Origin of the sequence: Rhodopseudomonas telluris (genome assembly GCF_042432815.1) — a bacterium.
Classification (GTDB): domain Bacteria; phylum Pseudomonadota; class Alphaproteobacteria; order Rhizobiales; family Xanthobacteraceae; genus Rhodopseudomonas; species Rhodopseudomonas telluris.
In genome coordinates this window covers 70,719-91,364 of the sequence record NZ_JBHLWM010000012.1, presented here as the reverse complement: position 1 = coordinate 91,364, position 20,646 = coordinate 70,719, and the positions used below count along the sequence as shown (strand labels likewise).

Genomic DNA, 20,646 nt, shown 5'->3' with positions numbered 1-20,646 from the left:
GGTCCGCAGGCAGGCCCGCATCCTTCGAGGCTCGCTACGCTCGCACCTCAGGATGACGGCGCCGAACTGCGGGCAACTACTTCCTGCCCTGCTCGCGCAGGTAGTTGATGATGCCCGAGAAGTCGGTGCCGCCGTGGCCGGCCTGTTCGAACGCCGCGTAGAGTTCGGCGGCGTGGGAGCCGAGCGGAGTGGCGGCGCCGGACGATCTGGCGGCTTCCTGCGAGAGGTTGAGGTCCTTCAGCATCAGCGCAGCGGCAAAGCCGGGCTTGTAGCCGTTGTTGGCCGGCGACGTCGGCACCGGGCCCGGGACCGGGCAATAGGTCGTCAGCGACCAGCACTGCCCCGACGAGGTCGAGGCGACGTCGAACAGCGCCTGATGCGACAGGCCGAGCTTTTCGGCGAGCGTGAACGCCTCGCCGACCGCGATCATCGAGATGCCGAGGATCATGTTGTTGCAGATCTTCGCCGCCTGCCCGGCGCCGGCGCCGCCGCAATGCACGATCTTCTTGCCCATCTGTTCGAGCACGGGCTTGGCCGCGGCGAACGCCGCCTCGCTTCCGCCAGCCATGAAAGTGAGCGTCGCCGCCTTGGCGCCGCCGGTGCCGCCCGACACGGGCGCATCTACGGAAGCGACGCCATGCTTGGCGGCCAGCGCGTGCGCCTGCACGGCGCTCTCGACGTCGATGGTCGAGCAATCAATGATCAGCGAGCCCTTCGCCGCGTGCGGCAGGATCTCATTCCAGACCGCAAGCACGTGCTTGCCGGCCGGCAGCATGGTGACGATCACGTCAGCGCCCTTCACCGCGTCGATTGCGGTCGGCGCGGTGGCGACGCCCTCGGCCTTGACGGCGTCGCACGATGCCGCGGCGAGATCGAAGCCGGTAACCTGCTGTCCGGCCTTCGCCAGATTGACGGCCATCGGGCCGCCCATGTTGCCGAGACCGATGAATGCGATGGCCGTCATGTTCGTCCCCCTTGGTCCCTTGATGATCCGGTTTCTTCAGCCCGGAAATTTCAGTTCGTCGGCGCCGCGATCGACAAAATAGCGCGCCACGATGTCCGGCGTCACCTCCGCGATCGTCGCGGGCCGCCATTTCGGCTGCCGGTCCTTGTCGATGACCGCAGCGCGCACGCCCTCGACGAAATCGTAGCTGGCGAACACTTCAAGCGCGGCGCGATATTCATGCACCAGGCACTCCTGCAGCGACGCCGCATGGCGCGCCATCCGCAGCAGCTTCAGCGTCACCTTGAGGCTGGTCGGCGACTTGATCCGCAGCGTCTTCAGCGCTGCCTGCGCGAACTCCGAGCTGTCATGCTCGAGTGCCGCGACGATGTCGTCGATGCTGTCCTTGCCGAACGCCGCATCGATCTGCGCCTGATGCTGCTGCGCCGGGCCCGGATCGGGCGGCAGGCTGAAACGCGCGATGATGTCGCGGACCTGCGCGGCGCTGGCGCCGGCGGGCGCAGCGGTCAGCGCCTCGCGCAGATCCGGCCACGCCACGCTGGGCACGAAGTTGTCGGCAAACTTCGCGTGGATCGCGTCGGCGCCGTTCATGATCTCGCCGGTCAGCCCGAAATACGTGCCGATCTCACCGGGCGCGCGCGTCAGCAGCCAAGTGCCGCCGACGTCGGGGAAAAAGCCGATGCCGACCTCCGGCATCGCGATCTTGGTCTTCTCGGTGACGATGCGATGGCTGCCATGGCCGGCGATGCCGACGCCGCCGCCCATCACCAGACCGTCCATGAAGGCGACATACGGCTTCGGATAGGCCGCGATGCGCGCATTCATGATGTATTCTTCGCGCCAGAACACCTTGCCGAGATCGCCGCCCTCGCGCGCGCTGTGATACAGGCCGACGATATCGCCGCCGGCGCACAGGCCACGTTCGCCCGCGCCTTCCACCAGGATTACTGAAATTTGCGGATCGGCCGCAAAGGCGATCAGCGCGCGGTCGAATTCGCGCGTCATCTCCAGCGTCAGCGCATTGATGGCCTTCGGCCTGTTGAGGCGGATGACGCCGGCCGCGCTCTCGCGCCGGACGATCAGATCGGGTTCGGTCACTGGTGCGTTCATCGTGCGCCCTCGATCAGCTTGCGCGCCACGATCAGCCGCATGATCTCGTTGGTGCCTTCGAGAATCTGATGCACGCGAAGATCGCGCACCAGCTTCTCGACGCCGTATTCGGCCAGATAGCCGTAGCCGCCATGCAGCTGCAGCGCCGCGTTGGCGACGGCAAAGCCGGTGTCCGTGCCGAACCGCTTGGCCATCGCGCACAGCTTGGTGGCGTCAGGGTCCTTGCGGTCGAGCGCGGCGGCCGCACGCCATAGGAAAGTACGCGCGGCTTCGAGTTCGGTCGCCATGTCGGCGAGCTTGAACTGCAGCGCCTGGAATTCGTCGAGCCGCTTGCCGAACGCCTTGCGCTCCTTGACGTAGTCCAGCGCCTTGTCGAGCGCCGTCTGTGCGCCGCCGAGCGAGCATGCGGCAATGTTGAGGCGGCCGCCGTCGAGGCCGGCCATCGCGATCTTGAAGCCGATCCCCTCGTCGCCGAGCCGGTTGGCGACCGGCACGCGAGCGTTCTCGAAGATCACCGCGCGGGTCGGCTGGGCATTCCACCCCATCTTGCGCTCGTTGGCACCGAACGACAGGCCCGGCGTGTCCTTGTCGACCACCAGTGTCGAGATGCCGCCCGGGCCGTCACCGCCGGTACGCACCATCACCACGTAGAGATCGTTGGCGCCGGCACCGGAGATGAACTGCTTCTGGCCGTTGAGGACATAGTGATCGCCATCGCGCACCGCGCGGGTGCGCAGCGCGGCCGCGTCGGAGCCGGAGCCGGGCTCGGTGAGGCAGTAGCTGGCGACAAGCTCCATGCTGCACAGCTTCGGCAGCCACTGCTGCCGCTGCGCCTCGGAGCCAAAGCTGTCGATCATCCACGCCGCCATGTTGTGGATGGAGATGAAGGCCGACACCGCCGGACAGCCGGTCGCCAGCGCCTCGAAGATCAGCGCCGCGTCGAACCGCGTCATGGCGCTGCCGCCGACGTCGTCGCGGATATAGATGCCGCCGATGCCGAGCGCCGCCGCCTCGCGGATCACGTCCAGCGGCAGGTGCTTGTCTTCATCCCATTGCAGCGCATGCGGCGCGATCTTCTCGGCCGCGAAGTCGCGCGCCATGTCACGAATGGCGCGCTGATCCTCGTTCAGGTCGAACTGCATGGCAGCCGACGCTTACTTCATCAGCGGAATCGAGAACTCCGCGCCCTCCTTGACGCCCGAGGGCCAGCGCGACGTGACGGTCTTGGTCTTGGTGTAGAACCGCACCGAGTCCGGGCCGTGCTGGTTGAGATCGCCGAAGCCGGACTTCTTCCAGCCGCCGAAGGTGTAGTATGCGATCGGCACCGGGATCGGCACGTTGATGCCGACCATGCCGACATTGACCTTGGCGGCGAAGTCGCGCGCCGCATCGCCGTCGCGGGTGAAGATCGCGACGCCGTTGCCGTAGTCGTGGTCGGACGGCAGCGCCAGCGCTTCGGCATAGTCGTGGGCGCGGACGACGCTCAGCACCGGACCAAAGATCTCTTCCTTGTAGATCCGCATGTCCTTGGTGACATTGTCGAACAGACAGCCGCCCATGTAGAAGCCGTTCTCGTAGCCCTGCATCTTGAAGCCGCGGCCGTCGACCGCCAGCGTCGCGCCTTCCTGGACGCCGATCTCGACGTAGTTCTTGACGCGCTCCAGCGCTTCCTTCGTCACCAGCGGGCCGTAATCGGCGGTCGGATCGGTCGACGGACCGATCTTCAGGCTCTCAACCCGCGGGATCAGCTTTTCCATCAGCTTGTCGGCAGTCGCCTTGCCGACCGGCACCGCAACCGAGATCGCCATGCAGCGCTCGCCGGCCGAGCCATAGCCGGCGCCGATCAGCGCGTCGACGGTCTGATCGATATCGGCGTCAGGCATGATGATGGCGTGGTTCTTGGCGCCGCCGAAGCACTGCGCCCGCTTGCCGGTCTGCGCCGCGCGCTCGTAGATGTACTGCGCGATCGGCGAGGAGCCGACGAAGCCCACCGCCTTGATATCCGGATCGTCAAGAATGGCGTCGACCGACTCCTTGTCGCCGTTGACGACGTTGAGGATGCCCGGCGGCAGCCCGGCTTCGAGCATCAGCGCCGCCAGCGCCATCGGCACACCGGGGTCACGCTCCGACGGCTTGAGGATGAAGGCGTTGCCGCAGGCGATGGCCGGCGCGAACTTCCACATCGGGATCATCGCCGGGAAGTTGAACGGCGTGATGCCGGCCACGACGCCGAGCGGCTGACGCATCGAATAGATGTCGATGCCGGGGCCCGCGCCCTCGGTGTATTCGCCCTTCATCAGGTGCGGAATGCCGCAGGCGAATTCGGCGACTTCGAGGCCACGCTGGATGTCGCCCTTGGCGTCCGGAATGGTCTTGCCGTGTTCACGGGCGAGCAGCTCGGCGAGCTTGTCGTAGTCGCGCTGCACCAGTTCGAGGAACTTCATCAGCACGCGAGCGCGGCGCTGCGGGTTGGTTGCGCCCCATTCGGGCTGCGCGGCCTTGGCGTTCTCGACGGCAGCGCGCAGCTCGGCTTTGGTGGCGAGAGCGACCTTCGCCTTGACCTCGCCGGTCATCGGCTCGAACACGTCGGCGAACCGTCCCGACTTGCCCTCGACTTCCTTGCCGCCGATGAAGTGCCCGATCGTGCGCATCCATTCCTCCTGAAGGGTGTTTTCTGTCCCCCTTGAACAGCCTTTTTGGAGCTTTGGGAAGAGCCTGCGCGCGGGCGAGCCACGCCAAAATGACGACACAGCGGCAAGCGGCATAACGCCACCGCCGACACCGCGGGCGCTCAGGCAAGTTGCGATCGCGCGTCAGTCCTGTGCGGCGGGCCTGGACCTCGGCCTGACCGCGCCGGCGGATTTCGCGGCGGCCTTGTCCGGCGATTTTGCCGCGGATCGTCCCGCTCCGCTCCGTTTCGCCGGGGGCTTCGCCGCATCGGCTCTGCCGAGTACGGCCTCGCGGCCTGCCTGCAGAATCGTGTCCGACAGTTCCCCAGTGCCAGCGATGCGGGCCAGCAGCAGCGTGCCCATGAGAGTGGCGAGCGTCGCCATCGCCTGCTTGCGCGCCGTTTTGGGGGGGGCTTCGACATATTCGGACGCGATCGCGTCGATCATCTCGTCGAGCTTGGCGGCGAAGGCTTTGCGGGTCTTCGGACTCTCGCGGGCGATCTCGGCGCCGAGCGCCGGCACGGCGCAGCCGCGCCCCGGATCGTCGCGATGGGTCGCCGACAGATAATTATCGACGATCAACGCCAGTCGCTGCTCGCGCGGCGTATCGGCCGCCAACTTGCGCCAGCGATCAGTGGAGCGATCCATCGCATACGCGAAGGCTTCGATCAGCAATTGTTCGCGCGAGGCGAAATGCGCGTAGAAGCCGCCGTGGGTCAGGCCGGCTTCCTTCATCAGGTCGGCGACGCCGACGCCGTGCGCGCCCTTCTCGCGTAGCCGCACCGACGCCTTCTGCACAATGCGGGCGTGGGTTTCGAGTTTGTGTTCCTTGGAATAGCGCATCTGCGCTCCGTGCCGTGTCTCGGATGATAGATACCCGGAACAATATATGTCCGGGATCATATTATGCCATCGAACGTCGCGCTCCGCTGCAAGTTTCGACGCCCTCAGGACTCTCGCGGAGGTGCCCGGTCCGGCGACGGCCCGTCGCCGATCATTGCGAAGGTCGCGGTGGCGTGCACCGCCAGCTTGCCGGCGCCGTCATACACGAAGCCTTCGGTATAACTGGATTGCCGACCGAGCTTCACCACCCGTCCTTCCGCACTGATCGTGCCGGAACGCACCGAAAGCGGGCGGAGATAGGTCAGCTTCAGGTCCATAGTGACCGAGCCCTTCCCGGCGGGCAGCTCGGTCGAAATTGCACACCCCATGGCCGTGTCGAGCAGCGCCGCGGCCACTGCGCCGTGCAGCAGACCAACGGTGTTCTCCAGGCTTTGCTCGGGGTCGAGCTGCATCACGATCCGGCCCGGCTCAACCTCGGCCATTCGGAAACCGATCAGGCGCGCCAACGGCGGCGGCGGCAGACGGCCGTCGCGGATCGCATACATCACCTCGATGCCCGGCATCGCCATGCTGGCCCGCGCGACCGGGCCGGGCTCCTGCCAGTCGACCGTGCGGCTGCGCCGCCGCGACGGGGCAAACAATTCGAGGGATCCCGGCTCGTCCAGCAGGCTCATCGCACGCTCCTTTTACATGATGTATATCATATTACGATCAGCGGTGCGCCGACAAGGGCTCCCGAGCGACGCTTGACAGGCCGTCCCGATTACCGGCCATGATGGCGCACGTCCTGCCCCTGTTTGCGAGTCCTCCATGCAGATGCTGAACTCCCATTGCGGCCTCGACCGCGACTCCCGCGGCGTTGCCACGCTGACGATCTGCAACGCCGGTCCGCTCAACATCCTCAACACGACCGTGATCGACGCGGTCCGCGAAGGACTGCAGCAGCTTGCCGCCGACGACACGCTCCGCGTCCTGATTATCGCCGGGCAGAGCGGGCGCAGCATGATCGGCGGGGCCGACATCAAGGAAATGGCGAGGCTCGATCAGGCGTCCGCCGAGCGCTTCATCACCGGCCTCGGCAACCTTTGCGAAACCGTCCGCACTGTGCCCTGCCCGGTGATCGCCCGCATTCCGGGCTGGTGCCTCGGCGGCGGGCTGGAATTTGCAGCCGCCTGCGACTTCCGCATCGCCACCGACGACGCGAAGTTTGCAATGCCCGAGGTGCGCGTCGGCATTCCCTCGGTGATTCATGCCGCGCTGCTGCCGCGGCTGATCGGATGGAGCCGCACCCGCAGGCTGCTGATGACGGCCGACACCATCGATGCACCGACGGCGCTGGCCTGGGGACTGATCGACAAGATCGCGCCGCCAGCGGAGCTCGACGCCGCAATCGAAGGCCTCGTCTCATCCCTGCTCGCCTGCGGCCCGCAGGCGTTGCGGTCCCAGAAGGCGCTGCTCGCCGCGTGGCACGACATGCCGCTCGGCGAGGCGGTGGCGCACTCGGTCGGCGTCTTCGGGCAGGCCTATCTCACCGGCGAACCGCAGCGGCTGATGGGCGAGTTTCTCGACCGCAAACGCTGACAATCACGGCATATTGCGCCGCGGCAGCTTGCAAACGCCGGGGCATTTTATATGATCACCATCATACCACCAAGCGCGATGCCGCCCGGCGCTCGCCGCATCAGGAAACGCCGCATGATCTCGACCTGGCTCTCCTCCGCCCTCGCCCGCCGCGATATCCATTACGGCTGGGTGATGGTCGCCGTGACATTCCTCACCGCGCTGGTCTCTGCCGGTGCGGTCGGCGCGCCGGGCGTGTTCATCGTTCCGCTGCAACAGGAATTCGGCTGGACCACCGCGGAGATCTCCTCGGCACTGTCGATCCGCTTCATCCTGTTCGGCCTGATGGCGCCGTTCGCCGCCGCGCTGATGAACCGTTACGGACTGCGCAACGTCACGATCGCCGGGCAAGTGATCATCGCGCTGAGCCTGATCGGCTCGGTCGCGATGACGCAGGTCTGGCAGCTTGTCGTGCTGTGGGGCGTCGCGGTCGGCATCGGCACCGGCCTCACCGCGATGGTGCTCGGCGCCACGGTCGCGGCGCGCTGGTTCAACCATCGCCGCGGCCTCGTGGTCGGCATCCTCACCGCCAGCGTCGCGACCGGGCAGCTCGTGTTCCTGCCGATGCTGGCGGCGCTCACCGAGCGTTTCGGCTGGCGCATCGCCTTGTTGCTGCTCTGCGCCGGGCTCGGCGTGGCAGCCCTGGGCGTGATGTTGATGATGCGCGATCGGCCGAGCGATGTCGGGCTGCGGCCGTTCGGCGACACCGGCAGCGAGCCGCTGCCGCCGCCTCCCCCGACCAACGCCCCGATCATGGCGGCCGCCCTCGGCGCGCTGCGCGACGCGGCGAAGACGCGCGTGTTCTGGATCCTGTTCGCGACCTTCTTCATCTGCGGTGCATCGACCAACGGACTGATCCAGGTTCACCTGATCCCGCTGTGCGCCGATTTCGGCATTCCGCAGGTGCAGGCTGCGGGCCTGCTCGCCGCGATGGGCATCTTCGATTTCGTCGGCACCATCCTGTCTGGCTGGCTGTCCGACCGCTACGACAATCGCTGGCTGCTGTTCTGGTACTACGGGCTGCGCGGTCTCTCGCTGCTGTTCCTGCCCTACAGCGACTTCACGTTCTACGGGCTGTCGCTGTTCGCGGTGTTCTACGGCCTCGACTGGATCGCGACTGTGCCGCCCACGGTGCGGCTGACTGCGCAGAAATTCGGCGCGGAGCGCGCCGGTCTGGTGTTCGGCTGGATTTTTGCCGGCCACCAGCTCGGCGCCGCCACCGCGTCGTTTGGCGCCGGCCTGTCCCGCACCGTGCTGCTGAGCTATCTGCCGGCGTTCTTCGCGGCGGGCGTGCTCTGCATCATCGCGGCGGCGATCGTGCTGACGATCGCCAAGCACCCGCGCCCGGCGGCCGCGTAGTTACCTCGCGTAAAAAGATCCCCGAGCAGCGTTGCTGCTCAGGGATTGGTTTTGCTTCTGGGTTATTGGTCAGCCACGCGAACGGCTCGTGTTGAAAGAAAGCTGCCGGCGCGGACGCCGGCTTGCCCCCAATCAGCCCGGCACGTGGCCCTGCCGGCGACGCACGTCGGACATCGCCAGGCTATGCGTGGGCGCCGGGCGGCGCGCCGCCTGCAAGCTCTTGCTGCTGTCCGGGCGAGCCCGCTTCGCCGAGCCCTGGCCGACAGCGACCAGTCCGCTCTCGGCGTTCTGAACCAGCGTGTCGATCACGTCCTTCAAGCGCAGCAGCACCGGCGCGACCTCGTCGTGGATCCGCTGCTCGTCATACATCGCGCCCAGCAGGCCGATATTCAGCACAACATGGGTCTGATACTGCGGCGACCACATCGGCACCGCGATGCCGTTGACGTGCGGGCTGAACGCCCCGCAGGAGATCACATAGCCGCGCTCGCGCAGCATCGTCCGGCTAGCCTCGAGACGCTCGCGCAGCAGCGGCGCCTGCTCAGGCTCATCGCGCTCGATCTCGGTCAGGAACGCGTTGGCAGCCTCGGGCTCCAGCGCCGCGAGGTAAGCGTGACCGCCGGCGCTGCGCGACATCGCGATGCGGCTGCCGGTGGTCGAATGAAGACCGAGCGTATGCGCCGCGCGGGCATATTCGAAGTACACGAGGTGGAAGCGATCCGGGATCAGGAAACCCACCGTGCCGGGGATCTGATCGGCGACTTCCTGCAGGCGCGTGCGGATCAGGTTGCGGAGTTGCAGCCCGCGCATCATCGCGGTGCTCATCGCGACCGCGCTGGGTCCGATCCGGTACTTCTGATCGCGCGGCAGATAGACGAGCTGTCCCATCCGCGTCAGCGTGTGGGTCAGCCGCGACACCGTCGAGCGCGGCAGCCCGCAGCGGTTGGAAATTTCGAGGTTGCCGAGCCGCGTATCCGCGCCTTCGAAGCAGCGCAGCACGTCGAACGCGCGCGACACCACCTGAATCACATCGCCTTCACCGGCGATATCACCCTGTCCTCGTTTGCAAAGTCGCTCCGAGCGTCGTCCCATTTTCTTCTTCTCGCTTGGTTCTTGGTGCCCAATGCGTCGTGCGGAAGCGTTCACAACCGAACGACGCACATTTCTTATTTCGCTGTGCGGAACATTATTCCACTTGGTGACAACGCTACATCACGCTCGCGGTGTCCACAACACCAACACGTCGGCATTGCAGCCCTGCGCGCGACTACTCGGCACAAGATTTTCCCCGATTACCGCCAATGCACGCCCGAAAGCACGCGAGCGATCCGGATTTGCTATCCTGGATTGAGACCAGTTACCGGCCGGTCGCGATCATCTGCGGTTTTGATTGCGGCTTAGCTGCAAATCGCAAGACGCTCGAAACCTCACGTACTCATCGGGGCCCGCGTCCGCGACGATTCGCAGCGAGGGCGTGTGGACGATGACCACCAGCCGAATGCATCGGCGACCTAATGCCGCATGAAGTTCCGATTAGGCGCCGTGAAAGACCACCGCATCGACGACGACGCATCCCTCGCCGGCACTTCCCAGCATCACCGGATTGAGATCGATACTCACCACGCCCGCGGACTCGTCGCGCATGATCTCACCAACGCGAACGACAGCCTCGACGAATGCGTCGACATCCATCGGCGGCTCGCCATGCGCCCCTGCGAACAACGGAGCAATTCGCAGCCCTTTCAGCGCATCATGAACGTCGGCAGCCGCGAACGGCGGCAACAGCAGTTTGGTATCGCGAAACACTTCGACATACTTGCCGCCGTCGCCGATGACGACGACCGGACCGAATACCGGATCGCGATGCGCGCCGATCATCATCTCGCGGCGGCCGCCGGCCATCGCGGCGACGATCACGCCATCGAAGCGCGCGCCGGCCTTGGCGATGATCTGCTCCATCTCAGTGTAGATAGCACCGGTCGCATCGGCCGAGGTCACGCCGAGCCGGACGAGACCGAGCTCGGATTTGTGCGCGATGTCGGCCGAACAGCCCTTCACCACAACCGGGCCATCGATCAGAGTGAAGGCCGCAACCGCTTCGCTCCGCGACAGGCAGAGACGATGCGGCACCACCGGAACGCCGCGCGACGACAGCAGCGCCAGACTGTCGGCTTCGTTGAGCATCAACGTTTCCGCGCGCGGCGTGATCAGCGCCTCACTCGGCGGCCGCGTCGCCCGCCGCGAACGAGCCCTGAACATCAGCTCATGGTGCGCCAGGAACTGATGCAGCGCGCTGACTGCCTCGACCTCGGTCGGAAACACCGACGTGCCATTGGCAGCGAAGACCTGCGCGACGCTGGGCTGCGTCGCTGCCACCACCACCGGCTTGCCGGTCTGCTCGGCGAACGCCGCCGTGTCGCGCGAGAACGCCGGGACGTCGTAGCCGGGCCCGGCCACAGGAACACCGATCAGGAAAGCGTCGGCGGCCGGGTCTTTGGCGATCACCGGCAGAATGTCGCCGAACAGCGCACTGTTGGAGAGCAGCGCCGCGGTGAGGTCGATCGGATTGGTCGTGGTCGCAAAGCCCGGCAGAATGCTCTTCAGCTTGGCATCGGTCTCGGACGCGAGCTTCGCCATCGGCATACCGACCTGCGTGGCCGCGTCGGCAGTCAGCACGCACACCGCGCCTGAGTTACTGATCGCCACCAGCCGCCGCCCCTGCGGCTTCCAGCCCTTCAGATACAGCTCGGTGGCTTCGACGAGGCCGCGCATGTCCGGCGCGCGCCAGATGCCGTGGTGCTCGAAGAACGCATCGACCACGCGATCCTCATTGGCGAGCGCGCCCGTGTGCGATTGCGCCGCCGCCTTGCCGGCTTCAGTTCGGCCCGACTTCAGCGCGATGATCGGCAGATCGCGATCCAGCGCGATCGCCGCCAGCTCCTCGAGATAGGCCTTGTCCGGGATGCTCTCGAGATAGAGCAGCATCAGCTTCACTTCCGGGTCTTCGGCAACCGCGCAGGCGAGCTCGCCGACGGTGATGTCGGAGTCATTGCCGGTGGCGTGGGTATGACGTACCGCGATGCCCCTCTGGCGCAGGAAACCGACCGGCACGGTCGACAGCGCGCCGGACTGGCTCAGCATCGCGACGTGGCCCTTGGCGTTAGCCGCAGCGGGCTCCATCTCGACGAACATCGTCGAGAACGACGCGATCGCGCCCGTGCCGAAATTGGCCAGGCCCTGAGAGTTCGGGCCGACGATGCGCATGCCGGCTTTGCGCGCCGCCTCGACCATGCGGCGCTCCTTGGCCTTGCCGGCGATCTGGTCGACTTCACCGAAGCCCGACGCCATCACCACGGCGACCTTCACACCTGCGGCGGCACAGTCCTCCACCGCGGCGATCGCGTTGTCGCCCGCCACCGCGACGATCACCATCTCGGGCGCCTCCGGCAGATCCTGCAGCGACGCGTAGCTCTTGTGGCCCTGAATTTCCGGGCGCGTGGGATTGATCGGGTAGATCTTGCCCTTGAAGCCGAACTTGCCGAGGAAGTGCACCGGCCGGCCGCCGACCTTGTTGGGATTATCCGAGGCGCCGATAATGGCGATCGACTTCGGATCGAGGGCGGCGCGCAGACGGCTCATGCAGAAGTCCTTTCGAAATACGGAACGAGACGGCCGGTGAAGCGCGCGTACCGCGCCGTCACCCGGTCGCCGATGACGAGGTCGTTGGCGCCATGCGCCATCATGCGGAATCCCTCGGCGGTATCGACCAGAACGATCTTGAACGGCACGTACTCGCGCGCTTCGGCGGTCGCAGCGCGGTGCACCAGCGTCGCGGCATACACGGTGCCCTCGCCGCTGGCGCGCAGGGTGGCCAGATCATTGCTGCCGCAAGCTGCGCAAAAGTCGCGGCGGAAGTATTGCACGGCACCGCAGCCGGTACAGCGCTGATAGCTGATGGACTCCTCGCCCGCGGTCCAGTCGGTCGTCGCCGGCTCGCTCATCGCTCGCGCTCCAGAACCATGCTGACGTGCGACGACAACACGCCGCCGTCGCCGTGCAGCAGCGCCAGCGAGGCGTCGCGCACCTGCCGATCGCCGGCGCGGCCGGTCATCTGCAGGTGGGTTTCGACCAGATGCGCCATCGCGCCCCCGACGCCGCAGTGGCCGTAACTGAGCAGCCCGCCATGGGTGTTGAGCGGCATCGCGCCGGATTTCGAAAAGTATCCGTCGCGCGCCCGTGCTGCCGCCTCGCCGCGCGGCGCAAGGCCGAGGTCTTCCAGCAGCATCAGCAGCGTGATGGTGAAGCTGTCGTAGACCGCCGCATACTTCACGTCGGCGACTGCAACGCCGCTCGCCGCCTTGGCGCGCGCGATCGACTGCTCGGCACCGGATGGACCATCCGCCGGCATCGCGGTGACATGCTGATGCGTATGCGCCTGACCGCAGCCGCGCACCTTGACGCGATGCGCCGTGGTCGGCCCGCGGCTGATCACCAGCGCGGCGCCGCCGTCCGACACCGGACAGCAATCGAGCAGCTTCAGCGGCGACGCGATCATCTTCGACGCCATCACCTCGGCGATGCTGATCGGCTCGCGAAACTGCGCGCCCGGATGGGTCACCGCATGGGCGCGCATCAGCACGGCCAATTCGGCGAGATCCTCCTCGGTGACGCCGTGGTCATGCATGTAGCGCGAAGCGACCAGCCCGTAATAGGCCGGAATGGTCGGCCCGAGCGGCACTTCGTAGAGCGGATGCCCCACCTGCGCCAACGCTTGCACCGAGGCGTCGCGGCTCTGTCCGCTGAGCCTGTTCTCGCCGCCAACGACCAGAATATTCTTCGCGGCGCCGCTCTCGACGAGCTGATGCGCCAGCATCGCCATGGCCATGCCGGTGGCGCCGCCGACCTGCACGGCGTGGCAGTAGCTCGGCCGGATGCCGAAATGCTCGGCGAACACCGTCGCCAGCATGATGTGCGGCATCGTGGTCGAATAGCCGCACAGCAGCCCGTCGATGTCGCCGCGTGTCAGCTCGGCGTCCGCAATCGCCGCCTCCGCCGCGTCGCGCATCAGGCTGAGCGTGGTCGAACCGTCGATCTTGCCGAACCGCGTCAGGCCGACGCCGGTGATGTAGCTCATCGGATGAGCTCCCGCTTCGGCGCTCGCGAGAGAGCACAGACTATCAACGTCATTCCGGGACGCGCCTCTTGGCGCGGGCCCGGTATCCATACTCCAGGACGGTGGTTATGGATTCCAGGCTCGCCACTCCGCGGCGCCCCAGAATGACGAACGAGAGGCTGATGCCCATAGAGGTGATGAACACCGCGCCGAGCACAGCGCGCTCCCCTCCCCCTTGCGAGGAGGAGTTGGGGGTGGGGGGCCGCGGGCGCTGAGCCTGTAGCAAGAGCCCTCAACCCACCCCTCTCCCGCAAGCGGGAGAGGGAGAAGAGGCGCCGTGCTACAAATTGCTCGAAGCGATTGGAGTTGTCACCAGCGCGCATCGTACCCGCTCACGCTTTCCCTGCCACCGGCATCTTCAGCGCCCCGCATCCCACCAGCTCCGCGATATCGCTGGCACTATAGCCCGCCTCGCGTAGCACCTCCGCGCCCTGCTCGCCGAGACGCGGCGCGAAGCGCTGGCGTTCGACCTTGGTGTCCGACCAGGTCGCCGAGACTTTCATGTCCCGGATCGGACCTTCGGTCGGATGCGAGACGACGGGAAAGAAATCAGTCGCGACCAGATGCGGGTCGTCGAGGATGCTTTCGAGATCGTGCATCCGCATCGCCGGCACGTCGGCGGCGTCGAGCAGCGCCGTCCATTCGTCCGTCGTGCGCGTCAGGAAGATCCTCGCCAGCTCGGCATAGACCACGTCGATGTTGACGGCGCGGCGGGCGAAGCTGGTGTAGCGCTCGTCGGCAAGCAGATCGTCGCGGCCGACCGCACGCAGGAAGCTCAGCCACTGCTTGTCGTTGTAGACCATCGCGCAGATGTAGCCGTCGGCGGTCTGGTAAGGCCGCCGGTCCGGCGACAGATGCCGCGCATAGCCGCCGCGATCGAGCGGCGGATCGTACGTCAGTCCACCCATGTGATCGCCCATGACAAAACTGGCCATCGTCTCGAACATCGGGATGTCGAGACGTTGGCCCTTGCCGGTGCGATCGCGGTGAACCAGCGAGGCGCAGATCGCGCCGACCGCGGTGAGCCCGACGATGCGGTCGACCAGCGCATTCGGCACGTAGCGCGGCGTGCCGTCGCCGACCCGCGCGTTGAGAGCCGGCAGCGCTGTGGCCCCTTGAATGAGATCGTCGTAGGCCGGCTTCGCCGCGTAGGGACCATCCTGGCCGAAGCCGAACACGCCGGCATAGATCAGCCGAGGATTGATCGGCGCGACATCGTCATAGCCAAGCCGCAGCCGCGCCATCGCCTGCGGCCGGACGTTGTAAACCAGCACGTCCGCTCCCGCGATCAGCCGGAGCGCGGCATCACGACCTGACGCGTGTTTGAGATCGAGACAGATGCTGCGCTTGTTGCGGTTGGCGTTGAGAAACACCGGCCCCATGCCGGGGTGGCGCGTTGGGCCGATCTGCCGCGTCACGTCGCCTTCGGGCGACTCGATCTTGATCACGTCGGCGCCGTAATCGCCGAGCATCTGGGTGGCGTAAGGCCCCATCAGCACCGACGTCATGTCGACGATCTTCACGCCTGCAAGTGGCCCCATCGACGCTCCCGTCCGCGGCGCTCTCGGCGGCGCCCATCGTTCCCCTGTAGCGTGGCGGGATCGCGAAGATCAAGCATGGCTCCGACATGGGGCTCTGCCGTCACGGCAGGCGCAGCGATGTTCCGCGCGACGGAATCGTTGCGCAGGCTCATTGACCGCATGTCGGCGGAACGCTCCACTGCCCGCAAACGCGCAACCCCACGATCTTGAAACGGGGCGATGACCGCCGATGACGACGCATCATAAGACCTATGTGAAGCGCCCATCACTGCCGGCGATGGGGCTCGGCGCACTATGGCCGTCAGCCGGATGGAATGGCCACGAGGGCTTCCCGACCTTCAGCTTCATCTGGCGTGACTATCAGATCAGCCAGGAATTGCTGCGCGTCCTGCAACGGCTCGCCGGCCGCGACGACGACGCCACCACCGAACGGCTGCTGCTGCTCGCGCCACACGTCACCGGCTTCCGCCTGACTCTGGCAATGCTGATGCATCCGGATTGGCCGCTGCCGATCTGGCAGGCGCTGCAGCTCCGGAACCGGCTGATCCGCAATGGCGCCGTCAAGGTCGCCTACCCGTCCGATCTGATCGTGCGGGCGATCGCCTGGCGCGTGCACGACAAAGGCATCGAACTCGATGTCCATGCCCAGCTCCTGCAGGACGACGACTGCCCGTGGGAAAGCATCACCACGTTCTACTATCGCGACCGCTTCGGGCCGCTGTTTGCGCACGGTGCAGCCGAAGGCGCGGCGTTCGCGTCGCCGACGGTCGACGCAGCGCTGCAGCCGGTCGCACACTGGCGCGTCCACGGCGGTGAGCGGCTGCGCTGGGCGCGGCTGACCGGCGACTGCAATCCGCTACACCAGCTCGACGCCTATGCGCGCCGCGCCGGTTTCGCCGCCGCCTCGACCCATCCGCAGCGGATCGCCGCGGAATGCCTCGGCCACCTCACTCCGACCCAGGCCCCGCAGCAGCTCGACCTTTGGCTCAAAGGCCCGGTCTACTACGACCGCTCCGTGACGCTGCGGCAGGCGCACGCGGCCGATGGCGACACTTTCGCGCTGTGGGTCGATGGCGACGAACGGCCGGCTATGGTCGGGCGGCTGACGGGAGCGGTTTGAGTTACGTCCGCCTCCTCGGCGGCTGCGCTTTACTAAGCCATTCACCCGTCATGCCCGGCCGTGTCCCGGGCATCCACGTCTTTGCAGTCGCAGCGGTTCGAAGACGTGGATGGCCGCGACGAGCCCGGCCATGACGGACCGATCGGAAGCTCTGCCGAATTACTTCACCATCTTGCGCAGCTCGGTCTTCAGCACCTTGCCGTAATTGTTCTTCGGCAACGCGTCCAAATACACGTAGCGCTTCGGGCGTTTGAAGCGGGCGATGACGCTCTGGCAATGCGCGTCGAGCGCGGCGTCGTCGGCCGCGGCGCCTTCGGCCAGCACGACGCAGGCGACGACGTTCTCGCCCCATTCCGGATCTGCGACGCCGATCGCAGAGACTTCGCGCACGGCCGGATGCGTCAGAAGCGCCTCTTCGACTTCGCGCGGATAGATGTTGGTGCCGCCGGAGATGATCACATCTTTGGACCGATCCGACAGCGTCAGAAAGCCATCATCGTCGAGCCGGCCGACGTCGCCGGTGCGCAGCCAGCCGTCATTGAGCGTCTCGGCATTGGCGGCCGGATTGTCCCAATAGCCGAGCATCACGGTGGCGCCCTTGACCTCGATCTCGCCGGTCTCGCCGGCCGGCAATTCCTTGCCATCGGCGCCCGTGATGCGCACCGACACCACGCTCTGCGCGGTGCCGACGGAGGCCAACCGGTCGAGATAGCGAGGATGGCTGGTGTCCGCGTGGCGCTCCCGCTTCAGCGAGGTGATCGTCATCGGCGACTCGCCCTGGCCGTAGATCTGCACGAAGCGCTGCCCCATCACGCTGAGCGCTTCGCGAATGTCGGCCAAATACATCGGGCCGCCGCCATAAACGATCGTGCGCAGGCCCTCGCCGTTCTCGCCGCGGCGTTTGGCGGCCTCGACCAGACGCTTGACCATGGTCGGCGCCGCGAACATCGCGACGTTGCCGAGCTGCTTGCCGAGATCGAGCACCTCGTCCGGATCGAAGCCGCCGGATTGCGGCACGACGTGGCGCGCGCCGAAGCGGACATGGATCATGTTGTAGAGCCCGGCGCCGTGCGAGATCGGTGCGGCGTAGAGCGCGGCATCATCCGGCGTCACCGCATCGACGTCGGCGAGGTAGCACAGCGACATCGCCACCAAATTGCCGTGGCTGAGCATCACGCCTTTCGGCCGCCCGGTGGTGCCGGAGGTGTAGAACAGCCAGGCGAGGTCATTGTTCTCGCGTGCGACCGGCACTTTGGCGCCCTCGCCGCTGCGCGCGCGATCGTAACCATCGCTGTCGATCGCCAGCGTCGCCATGGCGCGCGGCAGATCGCACGACGCCTCGTTGAACGTGTCAGCCGTGTCGTCGCAGATCAGCGCCAGCTTGGCTTGCGCGTTGCTGCAGATCCACGCCGCTTCCTTGCCGTGCAGCTTGGCGTTGATCGGAATCGCGACGGCACCGGCCCACCAGATGCCGTACAGCGCTTCGAGATAGGCCGTGCAATTGTGTGCGAACAGCGCGACGCGGTCGCCGGGCGCAATGCCGTAGTCGCGCGCCAGCGTCCCCGCGAACGAGGCCGCCCGCGCCGCGAACGTCGCGTAGTCGGCGTCGATCCGCGTGCCGGTGAGCAGCGCGGGCGCGCTCGGCCGAAGCCGGGCGCCGGCGGCGAGCCAGTTTGCGAGGTTCATCCGCGCGTCCCGCCCGGGTGCTTACTTCGCCGGCTCGAGCACCGAGACGAAGTTGGCGACCGCGGCGCCGCCCATGTTGAAAATGCCGCCGAGCTTGGCGTCCTTGATCTGCATCCCCTCCGGCGCCTGGCCGAGCAGCTGCATCGCCGTCAGCACGTGCATCGACACGCCGGTGGCGCCGATCGGATGGCCCTTGGCCTTGAGGCCGCCGGACGGATTGATCGGCAGCTTGCCGTCCTTCTGGGTCCAGCCTTCCTTGATGGCGCGCGCCCCCTGCCCCTTCGGCGTCAGCCCCATCGCTTCGTATTCGATCAGCTCGGCGATGGTGAAGCAGTCGTGCGTCTCGACGAAGGAAAGATCGTCGAGCGTAACGCCGGCGTCAGCGAGCGCACGCTGCCAAGCCACGGTGCAGCCTTCGAACTGGAGGATGTCGCGCTTGGACATCGGCAGGAAGTCCTGCGCATGGGCGCGGGCGCGGATGTTGACCGCCTTGCCCATCGCCTTGGCGTTCTCGGCCGAGGTCAGCACCAGCGCCGCGGCGCCGTCGGAGACCAGCGAGCAATCGGTGCGCTTCAACGGACCGGCGACGAACGGGTTCTTCTCGCCCTCGGCGCGGCAGAACTCGAAGCCGAAATCCTTGCGCATCTGCGCATAGGGATTGGACACGCCGTTGTGGTGGTTCTTGGCGGCGATCATCGCCAGCGCGTCGGACTGGTCGCCGTATTTCTGGAAATACTTCTGCGCGATGATGCCGAACACGCCGGCGAAGCCCGCGGGCGTCTCGCCGTCTTCCGGCAGATACGAGGCACGCAGCAGGTTCTTGCCGATCTCCGGACCCGGCGTCCGCGTCATCTGCTCGACGCCGACCACCAGCACCACCTTGGCGGCGCCCGACTCGATGGCCCGGATGCCCTGATGGACGGCGGCGGAACCGGTGGCGCAGGCGTTCTCGACGCGCGTGGCCGGCTTGAAGCGCAGCGCCGGATCGGCTTGCAGCACCAGGGAGGCCGTGAAGTCCTGCGGCGAGAAGCCGGCATTGAAATGCCCAAGCACGATTTCGTCGACATCCGACGCCGCAATGCCGGCATCGGCGATCGCCTCATTGGCGACGCGGACGATCATGCTCTCGACGGTCTCGGCGTCGAACTTGCCGAACGGCATATGAGCCCATCCGACGATGCTGGCGGTCATGGCGTTTCTCCTCGATCAGGTTGCTGTTTGGCGCGGAATATAGGACGGCCGTCAGCCAAAAGCATCCCCCGCCGCCGTGCACACCGGGTATTCGCCTCGGAATGACCGCCGCCTCCTCCCGTCATTGCGAGCCGAAAGCGAAGCAATCCACCTCCGTGCACTGCGCTGGATTGCTTCGTCGCTGCGCTCCCCGCAATGACGGCGGCGCAGACGTGCTCAGGCGACGAAGTTGCCGCCGAGTTCGTCCTCGATGTGGATGCGGATGATGTCGTCGAAAGTCCTCTCAGCCGTGGTGAAGCCGAGGCTGAGCGCGCGGTCTGTCGAGAAATTGCGCGGCCAGCCGGAGACGATGCCGATAATCGTCGGATCGGGTTCGCGCCTGATGCGATCGACCACCCCCTTGCCGGCGACGCGCTCCAGCGCGGCGATCTGCTCGCCGACGGTGGCAGCGAGCCCCGGCATCGACAGGTTGCGGCGCGGTCCCATCGCCGCCGTGTCCATCGTGCCGGCGTGAATCAGGAAGCCGACGGCGGAGCGTGGCGAGGCGTGCCAGTGCATCACATCGTCGCCGACGGGCAGCACCGCCTCGTGGCCGCTGAGCGGCTCGCGGATGATGTTGGAGAAGAAGCCGGAGGCGGCCTTGTTCGGCTTGCCGGGGCGGACGCAGATCGTCGGCAGGCGGATGCCGATGCCGTCGAGAAAGCCCTTGCGCGTGTAGTCGGCGATCAGCAATTCGCAGATCGCCTTCTGCGTGCCGTAGCTGGTCAGCGGCGTCGACAGGAATTCGTCGCCGATTTTGTCCGGGAACGGCGCGCCGAACACCGCGATCGACGAGGTGAACACCAGCCGCGGCATGTAGCTGTCGCCCTCGGCACGGATCGCGTCGATCAGGTGCTTGGTGCCGTCGAGATTGATGCGGTAGCCCTTGTCGAAATCCGCCTCGGCTTCGCCCGAGACGATGGCCGCGAGGTGAAAGATGACGTCCGGTCGATGCGCCACCAGCGCGGCTGCCTGCCCCGGCTCGGCGAGATCGCTGGTCACCACCGACATCGCAATCGAGGCATGCGGCGGCCGCGCCGGCGCAACGACGTCCTGGAGCGTCATCCGCGTGATGTCGCGGTTTCCGAGACGGCCATCGGCGAGCAGCCGATCGGTGAGTTTGCGCCCGACCATGCCGGCGGCGCCGAGGATGAGAATGTGCAAGGTGATCCCCTATCTTTTGTCATTCCGGGATGGACGTGAGGCGGCGCAGCCGGCTCGCGGCCAGGCCCGGAATCCATACTCCCCGCAGTGGTTATGGATTCCGGGCTCGCGCTTCGCGCGCCCCGGAATGACGAACTTGGATGTAGTTGGAAGTCAAGTGGCGATGA

The 20,646-nt window shown here is 66.5% G+C and carries 17 protein-coding genes; 3 read left to right on the top strand and 14 right to left on the bottom strand.

Annotated elements, in window-relative coordinates:
* Nucleotides 1-76: 76 nt before the first annotated feature.
* From mmsB to ACFFJ6_RS24210, 6 genes are all read right to left on the bottom strand, one after another.
* On the bottom strand, nt 77-964 hold the full coding sequence (gene mmsB, locus ACFFJ6_RS24235) for a 3-hydroxyisobutyrate dehydrogenase (protein WP_378392770.1): 888 nt from the start codon (nt 962-964) through the stop codon (nt 77-79).
* Between the two features lie 36 nt (nt 965-1,000).
* Entirely contained in the window at nt 1,001-2,074 is a 1,074-nt protein-coding gene (locus ACFFJ6_RS24230) for an enoyl-CoA hydratase/isomerase family protein (RefSeq protein ID WP_378392768.1), read from the bottom strand.
* On the bottom strand, nt 2,071-3,216 hold the full coding sequence (locus ACFFJ6_RS24225) for an isobutyryl-CoA dehydrogenase (RefSeq protein ID WP_378392766.1): 1,146 nt from the start codon (nt 3,214-3,216) through the stop codon (nt 2,071-2,073). The genes ACFFJ6_RS24230 and ACFFJ6_RS24225 overlap by 4 nt, the downstream gene beginning before the upstream one ends.
* A gap of 12 nt (nt 3,217-3,228) precedes the next feature.
* The gene (locus ACFFJ6_RS24220) at nt 3,229-4,725 is read right to left on the bottom strand and encodes a CoA-acylating methylmalonate-semialdehyde dehydrogenase (RefSeq protein WP_378392764.1); all 1,497 of its coding nucleotides are present in this window, start codon (nt 4,723-4,725) and stop codon (nt 3,229-3,231) included.
* 162 nt (nt 4,726-4,887) lie between these two features.
* Nucleotides 4,888-5,586: a TetR/AcrR family transcriptional regulator gene (locus ACFFJ6_RS24215; protein WP_378392762.1), complete on the bottom strand. Its 699-nt coding sequence runs from the start codon at nt 5,584-5,586 to the stop codon at nt 4,888-4,890.
* A 104-nt stretch (nt 5,587-5,690) separates the two neighbouring features.
* Complete coding sequence (locus tag ACFFJ6_RS24210; RefSeq protein ID WP_378392760.1) at nt 5,691-6,260, bottom strand: PaaI family thioesterase; 570 nt, start codon at nt 6,258-6,260, stop codon at nt 5,691-5,693.
* Nucleotides 6,261-6,396: 136 nt separating this feature from the next.
* Between ACFFJ6_RS24210 and ACFFJ6_RS24205 the strand changes: the two genes are divergently transcribed.
* Both ACFFJ6_RS24205 and ACFFJ6_RS24200 read left to right on the top strand, forming a co-directional pair.
* Nucleotides 6,397-7,167 (top strand): enoyl-CoA hydratase, encoded by a 771-nt coding sequence (locus ACFFJ6_RS24205; protein ID WP_378392758.1) that lies wholly within the window; start codon nt 6,397-6,399, stop codon nt 7,165-7,167.
* A 114-nt stretch (nt 7,168-7,281) separates the two neighbouring features.
* Entirely contained in the window at nt 7,282-8,565 is a 1,284-nt protein-coding gene (locus ACFFJ6_RS24200) for an MFS transporter (RefSeq protein ID WP_378392756.1), read from the top strand.
* Between the two features lie 132 nt (nt 8,566-8,697).
* On the opposite strand, the gene ACFFJ6_RS24195 is transcribed toward ACFFJ6_RS24200, so the two are convergent.
* The 5 genes from ACFFJ6_RS24195 to ACFFJ6_RS24175 all read right to left on the bottom strand — a co-directional run bounded on the left by ACFFJ6_RS24195 (nt 8,698) and on the right by ACFFJ6_RS24175 (nt 15,279).
* The gene (locus ACFFJ6_RS24195) at nt 8,698-9,657 is read right to left on the bottom strand and encodes an IclR family transcriptional regulator (protein ID WP_378392754.1); all 960 of its coding nucleotides are present in this window, start codon (nt 9,655-9,657) and stop codon (nt 8,698-8,700) included.
* Between the two features lie 441 nt (nt 9,658-10,098).
* Entirely contained in the window at nt 10,099-12,204 is a 2,106-nt protein-coding gene (locus tag ACFFJ6_RS24190; RefSeq protein WP_378392752.1) for an acetate--CoA ligase family protein, read from the bottom strand.
* On the bottom strand, nt 12,201-12,566 hold the full coding sequence (locus ACFFJ6_RS24185) for a Zn-ribbon domain-containing OB-fold protein (protein WP_378392750.1): 366 nt from the start codon (nt 12,564-12,566) through the stop codon (nt 12,201-12,203). Before ACFFJ6_RS24185 ends, ACFFJ6_RS24190 begins: the two co-directional genes overlap by 4 nt.
* Nucleotides 12,563-13,699, bottom strand: coding sequence for a thiolase family protein (locus ACFFJ6_RS24180; protein ID WP_378392748.1), 1,137 nt, complete (start codon nt 13,697-13,699; stop codon nt 12,563-12,565). Before ACFFJ6_RS24180 ends, ACFFJ6_RS24185 begins: the two co-directional genes overlap by 4 nt.
* Nucleotides 13,700-14,070: 371 nt before the next feature.
* Nucleotides 14,071-15,279 carry a CaiB/BaiF CoA transferase family protein gene (locus ACFFJ6_RS24175; protein ID WP_378392746.1) on the bottom strand — a complete coding sequence of 403 codons (1,209 nt, stop codon included), beginning with the start codon at nt 15,277-15,279 and terminating at the stop codon, nt 14,071-14,073.
* A gap of 229 nt (nt 15,280-15,508) precedes the next feature.
* Between ACFFJ6_RS24175 and ACFFJ6_RS24170 the strand changes: the two genes are divergently transcribed.
* The gene (locus ACFFJ6_RS24170; protein WP_378392744.1) at nt 15,509-16,399 is read left to right on the top strand and encodes a hotdog family protein; all 891 of its coding nucleotides are present in this window, start codon (nt 15,509-15,511) and stop codon (nt 16,397-16,399) included.
* A 159-nt stretch (nt 16,400-16,558) separates the two neighbouring features.
* On the opposite strand, the gene ACFFJ6_RS24165 is transcribed toward ACFFJ6_RS24170, so the two are convergent.
* The 3 genes from ACFFJ6_RS24165 to denD form a co-directional block, all read right to left on the bottom strand.
* On the bottom strand, nt 16,559-18,085 hold the full coding sequence (locus ACFFJ6_RS24165) for an AMP-binding protein (protein ID WP_378392742.1): 1,527 nt from the start codon (nt 18,083-18,085) through the stop codon (nt 16,559-16,561).
* 21 nt (nt 18,086-18,106) lie between these two features.
* Nucleotides 18,107-19,276, bottom strand: coding sequence for an acetyl-CoA acetyltransferase (locus tag ACFFJ6_RS24160; RefSeq protein WP_378392740.1), 1,170 nt, complete (start codon nt 19,274-19,276; stop codon nt 18,107-18,109).
* Between the two features lie 216 nt (nt 19,277-19,492).
* Nucleotides 19,493-20,479, bottom strand: coding sequence for a D-erythronate dehydrogenase (gene denD, locus ACFFJ6_RS24155; protein ID WP_378392738.1), 987 nt, complete (start codon nt 20,477-20,479; stop codon nt 19,493-19,495).
* Between the last annotated feature and the right edge of the window lie 167 nt (nt 20,480-20,646).

What these genes read in the sequence shown, in the direction of transcription:
- mmsB (WP_378392770.1), bottom strand. Translation starts at nt 964, where the DNA reads ATGACGGCCATCGCATTCATCGGTCTCGGCAACATGGGCGGCCCGATG.
- ACFFJ6_RS24230 (WP_378392768.1), bottom strand. Translation starts at nt 2,074, where the DNA reads ATGAACGCACCAGTGACCGAACCCGATCTGATCGTCCGGCGCGAGAGC.
- ACFFJ6_RS24225 (WP_378392766.1), bottom strand. Translation starts at nt 3,216, where the DNA reads ATGCAGTTCGACCTGAACGAGGATCAGCGCGCCATTCGTGACATGGCG.
- ACFFJ6_RS24220 (WP_378392764.1), bottom strand. Translation starts at nt 4,725, where the DNA reads ATGCGCACGATCGGGCACTTCATCGGCGGCAAGGAAGTCGAGGGCAAG.
- ACFFJ6_RS24215 (WP_378392762.1), bottom strand. Translation starts at nt 5,586, where the DNA reads ATGCGCTATTCCAAGGAACACAAACTCGAAACCCACGCCCGCATTGTG.
- ACFFJ6_RS24210 (WP_378392760.1), bottom strand. Translation starts at nt 6,260, where the DNA reads ATGAGCCTGCTGGACGAGCCGGGATCCCTCGAATTGTTTGCCCCGTCG.
- ACFFJ6_RS24205 (WP_378392758.1), top strand. Translation starts at nt 6,397, where the DNA reads ATGCAGATGCTGAACTCCCATTGCGGCCTCGACCGCGACTCCCGCGGC.
- ACFFJ6_RS24200 (WP_378392756.1), top strand. Translation starts at nt 7,282, where the DNA reads ATGATCTCGACCTGGCTCTCCTCCGCCCTCGCCCGCCGCGATATCCAT.
- ACFFJ6_RS24195 (WP_378392754.1), bottom strand. Translation starts at nt 9,657, where the DNA reads ATGGGACGACGCTCGGAGCGACTTTGCAAACGAGGACAGGGTGATATC.
- ACFFJ6_RS24190 (WP_378392752.1), bottom strand. Translation starts at nt 12,204, where the DNA reads ATGAGCCGTCTGCGCGCCGCCCTCGATCCGAAGTCGATCGCCATTATC.
- ACFFJ6_RS24185 (WP_378392750.1), bottom strand. Translation starts at nt 12,566, where the DNA reads ATGAGCGAGCCGGCGACGACCGACTGGACCGCGGGCGAGGAGTCCATC.
- ACFFJ6_RS24180 (WP_378392748.1), bottom strand. Translation starts at nt 13,699, where the DNA reads ATGAGCTACATCACCGGCGTCGGCCTGACGCGGTTCGGCAAGATCGAC.
- ACFFJ6_RS24175 (WP_378392746.1), bottom strand. Translation starts at nt 15,279, where the DNA reads ATGGGGCCACTTGCAGGCGTGAAGATCGTCGACATGACGTCGGTGCTG.
- ACFFJ6_RS24170 (WP_378392744.1), top strand. Translation starts at nt 15,509, where the DNA reads ATGACGACGCATCATAAGACCTATGTGAAGCGCCCATCACTGCCGGCG.
- ACFFJ6_RS24165 (WP_378392742.1), bottom strand. Translation starts at nt 18,085, where the DNA reads ATGAACCTCGCAAACTGGCTCGCCGCCGGCGCCCGGCTTCGGCCGAGC.
- ACFFJ6_RS24160 (WP_378392740.1), bottom strand. Translation starts at nt 19,276, where the DNA reads ATGACCGCCAGCATCGTCGGATGGGCTCATATGCCGTTCGGCAAGTTC.